Source organism: Nesterenkonia xinjiangensis, assembly GCF_013410745.1.
GTDB lineage: Bacteria > Actinomycetota > Actinomycetes > Actinomycetales > Micrococcaceae > Nesterenkonia > Nesterenkonia xinjiangensis.
In genome coordinates, this window is the sequence record NZ_JACCFY010000001.1 from 2252486 (window position 1) to 2267358 (window position 14873).

A 14873-nucleotide genomic window follows, 5' to 3' on the forward strand; every position below is an offset into this window, starting at 1 on the left:
GGAGCAGCCATGTCCACCACGTATCACCATGAGCGCACCGAGGACGCCGCCTCGGGCAGCGCTGATCCCCGAGGCCCTGAGGGCCCGACGACGTCGGGCGCCGCAGGACGGGCTCGAGGCAAGGACGGGCCGCCGAGGAGCCGACGCCGGAACCTGCCCCCGCTGACGCCGAAGCTCATCATCGGGCTCGTGCTGGCCGGCGGGACCATCCTGTTCGGCGTCCTGGGGCCCTTCCTGGTGCAGAACCCCAGCACCATCGACAACATCGGCATGACGGCCCCGGGGGAGGGGCACCTGCTGGGGACCACACAGACCGGTCAGGACGTGTTCGCCCAGCTGGCGCACGCCACCCGCGGCTCCCTGCTGGTGGGGCTCATCGTCGGGGTCCTCACCCTGCTGCTCTCCGCCTTCTTCGGCGTGGTCGGCGCCTACGTCGGAGGCTGGCTGGACGAGTCGTTCTCCTGGTTCACCAACGTCATGCTGGTCATCCCCGGGCTGCCGCTGGTGATCATCATCTCCAGCTACATGCCCGAGAAGAACATCCTGTTGGTCGCCGTCGTGCTGGCGCTGACCAGCTGGGCGGGCGCGGCCCGGGTGCTGCGCGGCTACACGCTCTCGGTCCGCAGCCGGGACTATGTGCTGGCCGCCCGGGTGGCGGGCGAGCACCGGTGGAGGATCCTGACCGTGGAGATCCTGCCGAACCTGGTCCCGCTGCTGGCCACCCAGACCATCATGGGGGTGATCTTCGCGATCCTCGGAGAGGCAGGACTGTCCTTCCTCGGCCTGGGCGCCACGGACTCCTTCACCTGGGGGACCATGCTCTACTACGCGCAGAACGGGCTGGCCCTGCGGCTGGACGCCTGGTGGTGGTTCGTCCCGCCCGGGCTGATGATCGCCGTCTTCGGCGCGGCGATGGTGATGATCAACTTCTCCATCGACGAGATCATCAATCCCAAGCTGCGCACCCAGACACGCCAGACGCGCAAGCACTGGAAGCTCGAGCGCCCTGACGCGACCGGCCCTGTCACCAAGGAGGACCCCCGATGACCGAGACCCGTGCAGCCCACGTGCCGACGAGTCCGGCCACGGTGAGCCCCGAGCCGGTGCTCACGGTCGAGGACTTCTCCGTGGAGTACCGGGCGCTCAGCGTGGTGCAGGCCGTTCGCGACGTCTCGCTGCGCCTCGGGCGCGGCGAGGTCCTCGGTCTCGCAGGGGAGTCCGGCTGCGGGAAGTCCACTCTGGCCTATGGGATCAACCGGCTGCTGCGACCCCCGGCGGTGATCACCAGTGGAGGGATCCGTTTCCACCCCAGGGACGGAGACGACGTCGACATCCGGGCTCTGGAGGGCGAGCAGCTGCGCCGCTTCCGGTGGGAGCAGATCTCGATGGTGTTCCAGGGCGCGATGAACTCGCTGAACCCGGTGAAGAAGATCAGTGCCCAGCTGGAGGACGTGTTCACCACGCATCGGCCTCAGATGAGCCGCAGCGAGCGGCGAGAACGGTGCGGAGATCTGCTGGAGAGGGTCGGGGTCGAACGTCGCCGGCTGAGCTCCTATCCCCATGAGCTCTCCGGAGGGATGCGACAGCGCGTGATGATCGCGATGGCCATGGCATTGGACCCCCAGGTCATGATCATGGACGAACCCACCACGGCGCTGGACGTCGTCGTGCAGCGAGAGATCCTGCAGGAGATCTCCCGGCTGCGCTCCGAGCTGGGGTTCGCCGTCATCTTCATCACCCACGATCTGCCGCTGCTGCTCGAGATCAGTGACCGGATCGCGGTGATGAAGGAGGGGCGGATCGTGGAGATGGAGGACGCCGGGGTCCTCTACACCCGCCCGCAGCACGACTACACCCGCCAGCTGCTGGGCTCCTTCCCGTCGCTGACCGGGGACCGCGGGGACTTCATCCGTCACGGCAAGGAGGAATCATGACAGTGCTCCAGATGCAGGACGTGGTCAAGGACTATCAGCTGCGGTCGGGCTTCCGGTCCTCCACGCTGCGCGCGGTGGACCACGTCTCGCTGACCCTGGAGCCGGGGGCCACCACGGCCCTGGTGGGTCAGTCGGGATCCGGGAAGTCGACGATCGCGAAGATGCTCATGCAGCTGGAGCGGCCCACCAGCGGGAAGATCCTGCTGGACGGACGGCCGGTGGGGCGTGGCCGGGCGGCACAGCACGCCTACCGGAGTGCGGTCCAGATGGTCTTCCAGGACCCGTTCGCCTCGCTCAACCCGTACCACACCATCGAACACCACCTCAGCAGGCCCCTGAGCCTGCACCATCCTGGGCTGACCTCGCGGCAGATCCGTGGCCGCGTCTACGAGCTCCTCGAGCGGGTGCGGCTCTCCCCGGTGGAGGAGTTCGCCGCGCGGCGCCCGCATGAGCTCTCCGGCGGCCAGCGACAGCGGGTGGCGATCGCTCGGGCGCTGGCTCCGAACCCCGGTGTCCTCGTGGCAGATGAGCCGGTGTCCATGCTGGACGTCTCGATCCGGCTCGGGATGCTGAACCTGCTGGCGGAGCTGCAGCGGGAGGAGGTCCTGGGAGTCCTGTACATCACTCACGACCTCGCCACGGCCCGCCACTTCAGCGACACGATCCTGGTGCTCTACCAGGGGCAGGTCGTTGAGCGGGGTCCCGCGGACCAGGTGATCCTCGACCCGCAGCACGAGTACACCCGGCGGCTGCGGGAGGCCTCCCCTGATCCGGAGCGCCGCCTGCGCGAGCTGCAGGCCTGAGGGCGGCCCCGCTCGTGCCTAGTGTGGGTGAGACGGCGGCGTCCGGCGCGGCTCGGCCGGCGGCGCCGCCGTGGTCCCGCGGGCCACGAACACCGGAGTGGGCGGCGGGGTGCGGTCGGCGACCGGCTCCCCGCCGAGCGCGCTGATCAGCTGTTCGGCCACCCGGTGTCCCAGGGCGACGACGTCGTGGCTCATCGCGGACAGCGGCGGGTCCGTCAGGGCGCACAGCGCGGAGTCGTCCCAGGCCAGCACCGAGAGGTCCCGCGGGACGCGCAGCCCGAGCGTGAGGGCGGCGTCGACACCGGCCGCGGCCATCAGGGCGTTGTCCATGATGATGGCGGTGGGCGGCTGGTCGTGCTCGAGCAGCAGCTTGACGCCCTGCGCCCCGGATTCTGGGCTGTAGTCGCCGTAGGCGGTCCTGGTGCTCAGCCCGAGGTCCTGCGCGGCGTGCGCCAGGGCCTCACCGCGAGCCTGGGTGTGCAGCAGATCAGCGGGGCCGGCCACACGTCCGATGCGGCGATGGCCGAGGTCCACGACGGCGGCGACTGCCGCGCGCATCGCCCCATAGTTGTCCACGGGGACCTGTGGTGCGGATCTGTCCTGAGGCTCAGACTCCGGCTCAGACTCCGGCTCAGACTCCGGGGATTCGCCCAGCAGGACGAAGGGCAGCCCACGGCTTCGGAGCAGCTGGGGCCTGGGGTCCTGCTCGCGGATGTCGGTGAGCACGACCCCGGCCACCGCACCGAGAAGGGACCATCGGCGCAGGCAGCCCAGCTCCTCGTCCAGGTCGCCGACGACCTGCACCAGGCAGGAGAAGCCGTGCTGGTCGGCCACCGTCTCGATCCCAGTGAGGAGCTCGTCGTGGAACGGCTCGGTGTCCAGGGAGCGGGAGCGGCGGGTGAGCGTGATACCCAGGTGCTGACCGGTGGTCATCGGGGCTCCTCGATGTCGTCGTCGCCGGACGGCGGCGGGTCAGGTGCTAGGTTAGCGCAGGGCTGCCGTCCCGGACGCCAGGGCTCCCGGCACGATGCCGGTCAGGAGGGGAGGACCGATGAGATCGAACGCGCCGACCACGGTCACCACGTCCCGCGCCCTCGTCCTGGACCTCATCCGCACCCGTTCTCCGATCAGCCGCGTGGAGATCGCCGCGGCCAGCGGACTGACTCAGGCCACGATCACCCAGGTGGTCCGCGATCTCATGGCAGAGGGCTTGGTGACCGAGGCGGGCCGAGGACGCTCCGTCGGGGGCAAGCCCAGGGTCCTGCTCGACATCATCCCGGAGTCCTGCTTCGCCGTCGGTCTGCATCTGAACCCGGAGGAGACCGTCTGTGTGGCCGTGGATCTCTCCGGCACCGTCGTCGGGCGCCTGCGTCATGGGGACTTCGGAGGAGAGACCACCTGCGAGGGCGTGGTCCAGCTGCTGGCCGAGCGGGTGGCGGAGCTGCTGGCACATCTGGGCATCGACAGGCAGAAGGTGCTGGGGCTGGGTGTGGTCGCGCCGGGGCCGCTCGACGTCGACGCCGGGACACTGCTGGGCCCCTCGGCGCTGCCCGACTTCGTGGGGCATCCGCTTCGTGACGGCCTGCTCGCCGCGACCGGATTGCCGGTGCTGGTCGACAACGACGCCACGGCCGCGGCGATGGCAGAGTACTGGTCCGGGGCCCTGGTGGGCTCTCGTGCGCACTGCACGGTGTTCATGGGGGCCGGCATCGGCGCCGGAATCGTGCTGGACGGGATGATCTACCGCGGGGCGAGCTCGATCACTGGAGAGTTCGGCGCCCTTCCGCTGCTGGGCGCCGAGCAGGACATCCCGGCAGGATCCCTGACGCCGACGTTGGAGGACCTCGCCGCCCCTCATGGGGTGGTCCGGCGGATGCAGTCCCTCGATGCCGCCGGACAGGACGCGGGTGAGCCTGCCGGCACCCAGGACTCGGGCGGGGGGCCGCCGACTCGAGCCGAGATGCGGGAGTTCACGCGCATCGCCTTCGCCGCCGGGCGGGGTGACGCCCGTGCCCACGAGGTGGTCCAGGGATCGGCCGAGCGGCTCGCCCACGGGGTGCTGATGCTGACGAACGTCCTGGACCTAGACTCGATCTCCCTCGCTGGGCCCGGTTTCGCCAGGGCGGGAGGACTCTATGTCGCAGCGGTGCGCAGGGTGGTCCAGGAGGCGTTCTTCGGCCGGAGCCGCCACGACGTGGACGTGCGGCTTGCCACCCATGTCTCCAACGCGGCGGCCGCCGGCGGCGCGGCGCTTGTCCTGCAGCAGCAGCTGGCTCCCCGCGCGCTCGGTCTGGCCCCGGTCATGGCCCGTCCCTGACCCGGCCCGTCTCAATCGGTCGCCCGGCCCGCATCGATCGGGGCGCCCACAAGTGGGTCAGGGTGCGGCCCAGACCACGTCGAAACGCTCCATGAGCACTTCCATATCGGTGCTGAAGCTGCGCCCGGCGGCCGTGCACACCCGCTCCCAGAATCTCCGATGCTCAGTGCGCCAGTGGGCCAGGCTGCGATCCCCCTCGCCCTCCGCCCAGGCGTGTTCGGCGTCGACGTCGTAGAACCTGGCCAGGGCCAGGCCGATGGTGCGCACGATCGCCCGGGGTGCGCCGTGGCCGTCGCAGAATACGGTGTGCGCTCCGATCCCCGGCGGCGTCTCGCCCTCCCAGACGTACTCGGCCAGCAGGCTGGCCGTGGAGGTCTTGCGCCCGGTGAGCACCAGCTCCAGGAGCTCATCGGCCAGCTCGGCGTGATCCCCGAACTGATCGACCAGGAAACCTGGGTTCGCGGAGGCGGCCACCGGATGTGCCTCCGCGTACTCCTCCCACAGGGTGCGCGCGGCATCCTGATCACAAGGGGAGAGTGCACGACGAGGGATCGTCGCCTCGGCGGCTGGGGCGGGGGAGGGGTCGATGCTGGACATGATCGCCAGCGTATCCGCCCGAACCCACATCGAGCCCGAAGCCACATCGAGTGGGGGAATCCACTACCGCTAAACGCCGGAGTCGGCGATGCAGCGGTGGTGGATTCCCCCACTCGATGAGGAGGGGCGACCGGAGTGCGTGCGGTGGTCCGGGCATGCGGGACTCTCCGGATCCTCCGGGCACTCCGGTCCCTCCAAGCCTCAGGCGGGTTCGACCACCACCAGGAGGTCTCCGCCGTCGACCTGCTGGACCCCGTTGAGCACGGTCCGGGCCACGGTCCCGCCCACTGCGGTGGTGATCGCGGCCTCCATCTTCATCGCCTCGATGGTGGCGATGTTCTGCCCCGGCTCCACGGTCTGCCCCTCCTCCACGAGCAGGGAGACCGCGCCGGCGAACGGCGCGGCCACCTGGCCGGGGGTGGAGGGGTCGGCCTTCTCCGCGGCGTGCACGGTGGCCTCCACAGAGTCGTCGCGGACGACCAGGGGCCGGGCCTGTCCGTTGAGCGTGCACACCACGGTGCGCATGCCCTTCTCATCTGCTTCGGAGACCGACTTCAGCGTCACCAGCAGGCGCACCCCCTTGCCCAGCGAGATGGTGTGCTCATGGTCCTTGCGCAGCCCGTAGAGGAAGTCCCGGGTGTGCAGCACCATCACGTCGCCGTAGGCGTCGCGCGCGGACTCGTAGTCCCGGGTCGGGCCCGGGAACAGCAGCCGGTTCAGGGTGGCCTGACGGGTCTCGGAGTCCCCAGCCAGCCCGGCGCGGTCCTCCTCGGTCAGGTCCTCGTCCAGCGGCCGGACGGTGCGTCCTTCCAGCGCCTTGGTGCGGAAGGGCTCGGGCCAGCCTCCTGGCGGGTCGCCGAGCTGTCCGGCGAGGAACTGGATCACCGAGTCCGGCAGGTCGAAGCTCTGCGGGTCCGCCTCGAACTCGGCCGGGTCCACGCCCATGCCCACCAGCTGCAGGGCCAGGTCACCCACCACCTTGGACGAGGGTGTGACCTTCACCAGCCGCCCGAGCATCTGATCGGCCGCGTGGTACATGTCCTCGATGTCTTCGAACCGCTCGCCCAGGCCCAGCGCGATCGCCTGCTGCCGCAGGTTGGAGAGCTGCCCGCCGGGGATCTCATGGCGGTACACCCGCCCGGTGGGGCTGGGCAGCCCGGACTCGAAGGGCCGGTAGATGGCGCGCACTGCCTCCCAGTACGGCTCCAGGGAGGCCACGGCCTCCAGCCCTAGTCCTGTGTCACGCGGGGTGTGCTCCAGGGCCGCCACCAGGGCGGAGGCCGGCGGCTGGGAGGTCGTGGCGGCCACGGAGGCGGTGGCGACGTCGACGGCGTCGACCCCGGCCTCTGCGGCGGCCAGTAGGGTGGCCAGCTGCCCGCCGGCGGTGTCATGGGTGTGCAGGTGCACGGGCAGGTCGAAGCGTTCGCGCAGCGCGGTGACCAGGGTGCGGGCGGCCGAGGGTCGCAGCAGCCCGGCCATGTCCTTGATCGCCAGGATGTGGGCGCCGGCGTCGACCATCTGCTGGGCCAGGCCCAGGTAGTAGTCCAGCGTGTAGAGATCCTCGTGGGGGTCCGAGAGGTTGCCCGTGTAGCACAGCGCCGCCTCCGCCACCGCGGTGCCCGTCTTGCGCACGGCCTCGATCGCCGGGGCGATCTGGTCGACGTCGTTGAGGGCGTCGAAGATGCGGAAGATGTCGACCCCGGTCTCGGCGGCCTCGGCGACGAACGCGTCGGTCACCTCCAGCGGGTACGGGGTGTAGCCCACCGTGTTCCGGCCGCGCAGCAGCATCTGGAGGGGGATGTTCGGCATCTCGGCGCGCAGCAGCGCCAGGCGCCGCCAGGGGTCCTCCGAGAGGAAGCGCAGGGCGACGTCGTAGGTCGCTCCGCCCCAGGCCTCCACGGAGAACAGCCCGGGCACCACATGGGCCAGCGCGGGCGCGGCCGCCAGCAGGTCTCGGGTGCGCACCCGGGTGGCCAGCAGGGACTGATGGGCGTCACGGAACGTGGTGTCGGTGACGGCCAGGGCGGTCTGGTCGCGCAGCGCCTGCGCGAAGCCTTCCGGTCCCTTCTGCAGCAGCACGTCCCGCCAGCCCGAAGGCTTCGGGTGCGAGGAGGGCCCGTCGAAGGGACTGCGGTCCGGCTCGTCGCGCTTGTCGCCGGGGAAGCCGGGGAGCTTGTCGCGTGGGTCGATGCCCTCCACCCGGGGGCCGTGGGGCCGGTTGACGGTGGTGTCAGCCAAAAACTGCAGCACCTTGGTGCCGCGGTCCTTGGATCGGTTGACCTTGGCCAGCTCGGGGCGCTTGTCGATGAAGTCGGTGGCGAGGTCACCGGAGAGGAACTGCTCGTCGTCGAGGACGTTCATCAGGAACGGGATGTTGGTCGCCACCCCACGGATGCGGAACTCCGCCAGCGCGCGTCGGGCGCGACGGATCGCGGTGAGCCGGTCTCGGCCCCGGCTGGTGAGCTTGACCAGCATGGAGTCGAAGTGCGGGCTGATCTCCGCACCGGTGTAGACGGTGCCGCCGTCGAGCCGGATCCCGGAGCCGCCGGCCGAGCGGTAGACGGTCACGGTGCCGACATCGGGGCGGAAGTCCGCGGCCGGGTCCTCTGTGGTGATGCGGCACTGCATCGCCGAGCCGCGCACGCGCAGCTCCTCCTGGCGGATCCCCAGGTCCTCCAGGGTCTCGCCCGCGGCGATGCGCAGCTGGGAGATGACCAGGTCGACGTCGGTGATCTCCTCCGTGACCGTGTGCTCCACCTGGATGCGCGGATTCATCTCGATGAACACGTGCTGACCGGCGCGCTCGCCGGCGGTGTCCACCAGGAACTCCACGGTTCCGGCGTTGCGGTAGCCCATGGCTTTGGCGAAGGCCACGGCGTCGCGGAACAGCGCCTGGCGGATCTCGTCGTCGAGGTTCGGGGCGGGCGCGATCTCCACGACCTTCTGGTGGCGACGCTGGATGGAGCAGTCCCGCTCGAAGAGGTGCACCACGTTCCCCTCACCGTCGGCGAGGATCTGGACCTCTACGTGACGGGGACGCACCACGGCCTGCTCGAGGAAGACCGTCGCGTTGCCGAAGGCAGTCTCCGCTTCGCGCATGGCCGAACGCAGCGCGTCGGGGAGCTGCTCGCGGGTCTCCACGCGGCGCATGCCGCGACCGCCGCCGCCGGCCACGGCCTTGACGAAGATGGGGAAGCCGATGGCGTCGGCCTCGGCGATCAGCTTCTCCGGGTCATCGGAAGGGTCTGAGCTGTCCAGCACCGGGACTCCCGCCTCCCGGGCGGCGCGCAGGGCGCGGATCTTGTCCCCGGTGGACTCCAGCACGTCGGCCGGAGGGCCCACGAAGGTGATGCCGGCCTCCTCGGCGGCGCGGGCGAGCTGCGGGTTCTCGGAGAGGAAGCCGTAGCCGGGGTAGATGGCGTCAGCGCCGGACTCCCGGGCGACCCGGACGATCTCGTCGACGTCGAGGTAGGCCCTGACGGGGTGTCCCTCCTCCCCGATGCGGTAGGCCTCGTCGGCCTTCTGACGGTGGAAGGAGTTGCGGTCCTCATGCGGGTAGACGGCGACCGTGCTGGCCCCGAGCTCGTTGGCAGCGCGCAGGGCGCGGATGGCGATCTCACCGCGGTTGGCCACCAGAATCTTGGAGAACATCCGTTGTCGCTTTCCTCTCATAGGCGGCCGCACATCGTCGTGCGGTCGGGCAGAAGCTCTGCGCGGCGCTGCGGTGGGGCCTGCCCGGGTGCTCACCCGGTGGGCGTCATTGCCCGACGAGCGTCCTCAGCACCTGGATCGGCCCGGGCAGTCCGGGCAGTGTGCACAGGATACCGGCCATGGTGGCCGGCGCCACGTGTCCCGCGTCACATGGAGGCACGTTCGGGCAGAATCCCCGGAGGCGACGACGACCGGTGGGGCACATGGGTGGGGTGGGATGCTTCACAGAGGCTGCACACGAGGGCCCGGACCCTGGAAAATCACTGTGAATCGCCCGGAATCATGCGGTTCTGGGCGTGACGCCGTGGTAGGTTGCCGTTCTGAAAGCCCCTGACACGGGGACTGACACCGAACCAGTCCAGGAGGACACACTATGGCTATGAATCGCAGCGAGCTCGTGGCAGCCGTCGCAGAGAAGTCGGGCAACTCCCAGGCCGCCGTGAACGGCGTGCTGGACGCAGTCTTCGACGTCTTCACCTCGCAGGTCTCCCAGGGCGAGAAGGTCACCGTCCCGGGCTGGCTGGCCGTGGAGCGCACCAAGCGTGCCGCCCGCACCGGTCGCAACCCGCAGACCGGCGAGACCATCCAGATCCCCGAGGGCTACTCGGTGAAGCTGACCGCGGGCTCCAAGCTGAAGGCCGCCGCCTCCGGCAAGTGAGGCGCGGCAGCCGCTCCGGCTTGTGACGTCGGCCCCTGGTCCGCAGCTTCGCGGACAGGGGCCGACGTCGTCTCCGGCGGGTGTCGGGGAAGGGCCTGAGGAGTGCCCATGTCCCCAGCAGGTCACATCGGCCCACCCTGACTTCTACCGAGCGTAGAATTGCTGTCGGTGTCCGGACAGCACCGACGCAGCACGGATCCACGACAGGGAGGTGCACCATGCGTGCAGCCCCGCGGCTCAGCGGCGGCCAGCGCCTGCTCCGCGGCTCCCTGGCGGCCGTCGCCGCCGTGAGCACCGCCGTCGTCGCGCACTCCGCCGCCGGACATCACGCACCGCACCCGCTGGTGGTCCTCCTGGCGCTGGCGGTGAGCTTGCCGCTGTGCACGGCTCTGGCCACCCTGCGATTCGGGCGTCTGCGGCTGGTGGCCTCGGTGCTGATCTCCCAGGCCGTGTTCCACGGTCTCTTCACCTTCCTGCCCGCGTCGGCGGGAGCGGCCGCTCCCAGCGGCGCCGCAGGGGCTGTGCCGCATGCCGAGCACGGCCAGACGGCGCTGAGCGCCGTCCAGGGGGGAGCCCCCGATCTGGGCATGACCTTCTCGCACGGGATGGCCGCCGTGCTGACCATCGTGGTGTTGCGACGCGGTGAACTGATCCTGGACGCCTTCTCCAGCCTGCTCTCGCTGCGACCGGCGCGAATCCTGATGACGCCGCGGGCGGTGCCCCTCGGCGTCGGCTCGGCAGATCTGACGCCGAGCGGCCCGATCCCGCCGCTGACCGACCTCTGGGCAGGGCGCGGCCCCTGCACGGTGCGGGGCCCACCGGTGCCTGTCTGACGCCCCTGCGGCGTCCACGCCGGCCGCAGGACTCTCGGCCGGACTGCACCTGGGGCGTGCGCTCATCGGCGCGCCGCCGAGCGCACGCCACACCCCGCGAACCACCGAAGGACATCATGAACACTTCCACCATCACCGCTGCACCGGCCGGCGTCATCACTCGTGGCCGGTCCCTGCGCCCGCATCGTCGGGCCGCCAGGCTCGCCGCCGCGGCAGGGGGCGCCGCGCTCGGCCTGACCGCGCTGACCGCCGCTCCGGCCTGGGCCCATGACGAGCTGCTCTCGTCCACGCCCGAGGCCGGCGAGGTGCTGACCGAGAGCCCGGAGGAGATCACCCTCCAGTTCACCGGCGAGGGCCTCACCGAGGGTGCGAACATCACCAACGAGATCCGCGTGACTGACGAGGACGGGGAGAGCTGGGAGACCGACACCGTGGTCGACGGCGCCGCCATGTCCACTCCGCTGGACGGGGAGCTTCCCGACGGAGAGTACGAGGTCGTCTACCGAGTCGTCTACTCCGACGGTCACGATGAGGAGGACAGCTACTCCTTCGAGGTCGAGCTGCCCGAGGGCGCGGCCGAGCAGTCCGATCAGGACGCCGATGAGGACGAGGCGGACGCCGGCGGCGACGCTGAGGAGGCGCCTGTCGGTGAGGACACCGCGGGTGAGGACACGGAGGCGCAGAACACCGACGTCGACCCTGCCGCCGATGAAGAACCCGCCACGGCGGAGGGCCAGTTCCCGGCCTGGGCCGCAGTCCTCACCGGTCTGGGCGGCGTGCTGGTGGTCATCCTCGCGGTGGTGCTCATGCGCCGCAAGATGACACAGGTGGAGGAGTGGAAGCAGGCTCCGCGCCAGCCCCGCGAGACCACCGGCGGCACGGACACTGGACCGCACGACGCCGGCGACTCCGCGGATGGCACCGACGGCGCTGATGGCACCGACGGCGCTGACGACCGTCGCCGAGACGAGAAGTGAGGAAGACCCGATGACGCCTGCCGCAGGCGGCCGAGACGCCGCCCGTTCGACTGCGGACGCCCCCGTGCGCGCCGTCTCGCTGCCTGCGGTGGGCGCCGCCCTCTGTCTCGGCCTGGTGGCCGTGGCGGTGGCCGGCCTGCTCACCGGCATCGGCCGCCCGTCCCAGATCGCGGACCCGGGCGTCGTCACCCGGTGGGGCCTGCCGGTGGCCCGCTTCATCCACCACGTGGCCATGGCCACCGCCATCGGCGGGGTCATCCTTGCGGTCATGGCGGTGCCCTCCCGCGTGGGCCCGCGCAGCCGACAGCGCCGTGCGGAGAAACGGCGCGCAGACCGCGCCGGACGGTCCGGGGCCTCCACCGTGATCACGCACCCGCTCTACGCCTGCACCCTGCAGATCGCCGGGGTGGCCGCCGTCGTGTGGACCGTGGCGGCTGTCGCCGTGCTGGTGCTGACCTACTCGGCGCTGGCCGGGCAGCCGCTCTCCTCCGATGACGGCTTCTCCGCCGGGTTCCTGGGGTACGTGCAGTCCATCCCCACTGGCCAGGCCTGGATGACGGTGGTGCTCATCGCCGCGGTGTTCGCCACCCTGGTCTTCGCGGTGCGTGCCCCGGCCGGACTCTTCTTCGTCGCGGTGCTGGGGCTGAGCGGCATCATCCCCATGGCGCTGGTGGGGCACTCCGCCTCGGGTCAGGACCACATGGCGGCCGTGAACTCCCTGGCTCTGCATCTGCTGGGCGTGGTGGTCTGGGTGGGCGGACTGGTGGTGCTGGCCCTGCTCTCCCCGGAGATCCGCCGACAGGCCACCGAGCTGACGGCACGCGAGCAGGGTGGCCCGGAGATCGTGGGCACCCTGCTGCGCCGGTACTCGGTGCTGGCCGGGCTGGCCATCGCCACCGTGGCGGCCTCCGGCATCATCAACGCGGATCTGCGCATCGCCACCCTGGACCAGCTGCTGACCACCCCCTACGGGATCATGCTCGCGCTGAAGTTCGGCGCCACCGTGGGTCTGGCGATCATCGGCTGGATGCACCGCAGCTGGATCATCCCGCGCCTGGCCGGAGCCCATGAGGGTGCCGGCGCGGGAGCCTCGTCCGGTGCGAGCCCCGACCCCACCCGCAGCCGAGCCGTCACCGGTCTGCTGTGGCAGCTGATCCTGGTGGAGATCGCGATCATGTCAGCAGTGATCGGCGTCAGCGCCGTGCTGGGCCGCACCTCCCCGCCGGTCTCTGAGGACCAGCCATCGGACGCCACCCCGGCCCGCATCCTCACCGGCTACGACCTCCCGCCCGAGCCGACCGTGGGACTCTGGTTCAGCCAGTGGCGGTTCGACTGGCTGTGGGTCGCCGTCGTCGTGTTCCTGGCCGCCTGGTACCTGCACTCGATGGTGAAGCTGCGTCGCCGCGGCGACACCTGGTCGATCATGCGCGCGGTGAGCTTCCTGTTCGGGCTGACCGTGCTGCTCTGGGTGACCTCCGGCGGACCGGCGATCTACGGGATGGTGTTGTTCTCCGGGCACATGATCCAGCACATGACGCTCACCATGGTCGCTCCGATGTTCCTGGTGCTGGGTTCTCCGGTGACGCTGGCCCTGCGCTCGCTGTCACCGCGCACCGACGGCACCCGCGGGGCCCGCGAATGGATCCTGTGGCTGGTGCACTCCCGGTTCTCACGAGTGGTGACCCACCCGGTCGTGGCTGCGGTGAACTTCGCCGGCTCGCTCGTGCTGTTCTACTACACCCCGCTGTTCGGCCTCGCCCTGGAGTATCACCTGGGACACGAGCTGATGAACATCCACTTTCTGCTGACGGGCTACATCTTCGCGCTGGTGATGGTCGGCCATGACCCGCTGCCGAAGCGGCCCGCGCATGCGATCAGGCTCGTGATTCTGCTGGCCACCATGGCCTTCCACGCGTTCATCGCGGTGGCGCTCTCCGGGGCTGAGTCCCTGATCCAGGCCAGCTGGTTCGGGAACATCGGGCACGACTGGGGCTTCTCCGCCCTGGACGACCAGCAGCGCGGCGGTGAGCTGATGTGGGGGCTCGGTGAGATCCCCACGATGCTTCTGGCGGTGATCGCCGCCGTGCAGTGGTCCCGGGAGGACAGGCGGGAGATGGTCCGGGAGGACCGCGAGGCCGACCGCACCGGGGACGCCGGCCTGCACGAGTACAACGAGATGTTCGCCCGCATGGCAGAGAGGGACGACCCACGATGAGCAGGCACCACACGCCGACGCCCGAGGCCCCACACACCGGGCCGCGCACGGGGCCGCCGAGCCGTGGAGCCGTCGTGCCGGCGGCCCTGCTGACCGTGGTGCTGGCGTTGAGCGGCTGCGGAGCTGATGAGGGCGCCGGCGAGGAGGGCGAGCAGAGCCCCCGGGCAGGCACGGAGCGGCTCATCGGCGCCGCCGAGGCCGGAATGGAGCGCGCCTCCAGCTTCGGCTTCGACTCTGCCGGGTTCTACACTGAGGCGGCGGTGGAGGAGTTCCGCGACCAGATGGAGGGTTCCCTGGCTGAAGGGGAGGCCGACGTCGACGTCGAACCGGCCTCCTGCGAGGAGCCGCTGGCCGCAGTGGACTGGGCTCCGCTGCTGCTGGGCTCGGACGCCGCGCGTGTGGACTTCGGCTCGGAGACCTTCACCGGCACCGGGTCCATCGAGATCGCCGAGATCGACGGCGAGGACGAGGCCTCCCGGGCACAGGAGCACATGGGCCATGTGCAGGCCCTGGTGGAGTCCTGTCCCGAGGTGCGGCTGACGCAGCTGGACGCCGACTACGTGCTCGCCATGGACGAGGTGTCCCTCGAGACCCTGGAGCCGGCCAGGGGGCAGGGTGAGGGCACTGTGGCCTATTCGAGGTCCCGGACGCTGGCCGAGGGGGAGGATGATGGAATGATCGCGGCGCAGATCCTGTTCACCCGTCAGGGCGACGACGTCGTGATGGTCTCCTTCATCGGGGAGCCGGCGGCGTCCTCGCAGGAGTTCACGACCATGGCCGAGGCGATCACCGTGTCGACGCTGGAGGCGCTCGAGGGCTGAGCGGCTC

Annotated in this window: 12 protein-coding genes; 9 read left to right on the plus strand and 3 right to left on the minus strand. The window is 70.5% G+C overall.

Features of this window, described 5'->3' with window-relative positions; all coding sequences use genetic code 11:
- The first annotated feature begins 9 nt into the window (after positions 1 to 9).
- The 3 genes from HNR09_RS10190 to HNR09_RS10200 are packed head-to-tail and all read left to right on the plus strand — an operon-like array spanning position 10 to position 2737.
- Positions 10 to 1047, plus strand: coding sequence for an ABC transporter permease (locus HNR09_RS10190; RefSeq protein ID WP_179541934.1), 1038 nt, complete (start codon positions 10 to 12; stop codon positions 1045 to 1047).
- The gene (locus HNR09_RS10195; RefSeq protein ID WP_179541935.1) at positions 1044 to 1934 is read left to right on the plus strand and encodes an ABC transporter ATP-binding protein; all 891 of its coding nucleotides are present in this window, start codon (positions 1044 to 1046) and stop codon (positions 1932 to 1934) included. The genes HNR09_RS10190 and HNR09_RS10195 overlap by 4 nt, the downstream gene beginning before the upstream one ends.
- Positions 1931 to 2737 carry an ABC transporter ATP-binding protein gene (locus tag HNR09_RS10200; protein ID WP_179541936.1) on the plus strand — a complete coding sequence of 269 codons (807 nt, stop codon included), beginning with the start codon at positions 1931 to 1933 and terminating at the stop codon, positions 2735 to 2737. Before HNR09_RS10195 ends, HNR09_RS10200 begins: the two co-directional genes overlap by 4 nt.
- Before the next feature lie 18 nt (positions 2738 to 2755).
- Here the strand turns inward: HNR09_RS10200 and HNR09_RS10205 are convergent, their stop codons facing one another.
- Positions 2756 to 3670, minus strand: coding sequence for a LacI family DNA-binding transcriptional regulator (locus HNR09_RS10205; protein ID WP_179541937.1), 915 nt, complete (start codon positions 3668 to 3670; stop codon positions 2756 to 2758).
- Between the two features lie 118 nt (positions 3671 to 3788).
- Here HNR09_RS10205 and HNR09_RS10210 point away from each other — a divergent pair, with 118 nt between their 5' ends.
- Entirely contained in the window at positions 3789 to 5054 is a 1266-nt protein-coding gene (locus HNR09_RS10210) for an ROK family transcriptional regulator (protein ID WP_179541938.1), read from the plus strand.
- Between the two features lie 57 nt (positions 5055 to 5111).
- On the opposite strand, the gene HNR09_RS10215 is transcribed toward HNR09_RS10210, so the two are convergent.
- Positions 5112 to 5651: an ASCH domain-containing protein gene (locus HNR09_RS10215; RefSeq protein ID WP_179541939.1), complete on the minus strand. Its 540-nt coding sequence runs from the start codon at positions 5649 to 5651 to the stop codon at positions 5112 to 5114.
- 201 nt (positions 5652 to 5852) lie between these two features.
- Complete coding sequence (locus HNR09_RS10220; protein ID WP_179541940.1) at positions 5853 to 9302, minus strand: pyruvate carboxylase; 3450 nt, start codon at positions 9300 to 9302, stop codon at positions 5853 to 5855.
- A 433-nt stretch (positions 9303 to 9735) separates the two neighbouring features.
- Between HNR09_RS10220 and HNR09_RS10225 the strand changes: the two genes are divergently transcribed.
- The 5 genes from HNR09_RS10225 to HNR09_RS10245 all read left to right on the plus strand — a co-directional run bounded on the left by HNR09_RS10225 (position 9736) and on the right by HNR09_RS10245 (position 14866).
- A complete protein-coding gene (locus HNR09_RS10225) occupies positions 9736 to 10020 on the plus strand; it encodes an HU family DNA-binding protein (protein WP_179541941.1) in 285 nt (94 codons plus the stop codon).
- A 218-nt stretch (positions 10021 to 10238) separates the two neighbouring features.
- Entirely contained in the window at positions 10239 to 10853 is a 615-nt protein-coding gene (locus HNR09_RS10230) for a hypothetical protein (protein WP_179541942.1), read from the plus strand.
- 116 nt (positions 10854 to 10969) lie between these two features.
- Positions 10970 to 11830, plus strand: coding sequence for a copper resistance CopC family protein (locus HNR09_RS10235; RefSeq protein ID WP_179541943.1), 861 nt, complete (start codon positions 10970 to 10972; stop codon positions 11828 to 11830).
- Between the two features lie 10 nt (positions 11831 to 11840).
- On the plus strand, positions 11841 to 14045 hold the full coding sequence (locus HNR09_RS10240; protein WP_179541944.1) for a bifunctional copper resistance protein CopD/cytochrome c oxidase assembly protein: 2205 nt from the start codon (positions 11841 to 11843) through the stop codon (positions 14043 to 14045).
- Positions 14042 to 14866 carry a hypothetical protein gene (locus tag HNR09_RS10245; protein ID WP_179541945.1) on the plus strand — a complete coding sequence of 275 codons (825 nt, stop codon included), beginning with the start codon at positions 14042 to 14044 and terminating at the stop codon, positions 14864 to 14866. Before HNR09_RS10240 ends, HNR09_RS10245 begins: the two co-directional genes overlap by 4 nt.
- The last annotated feature ends 7 nt before the right edge of the window (positions 14867 to 14873 follow it).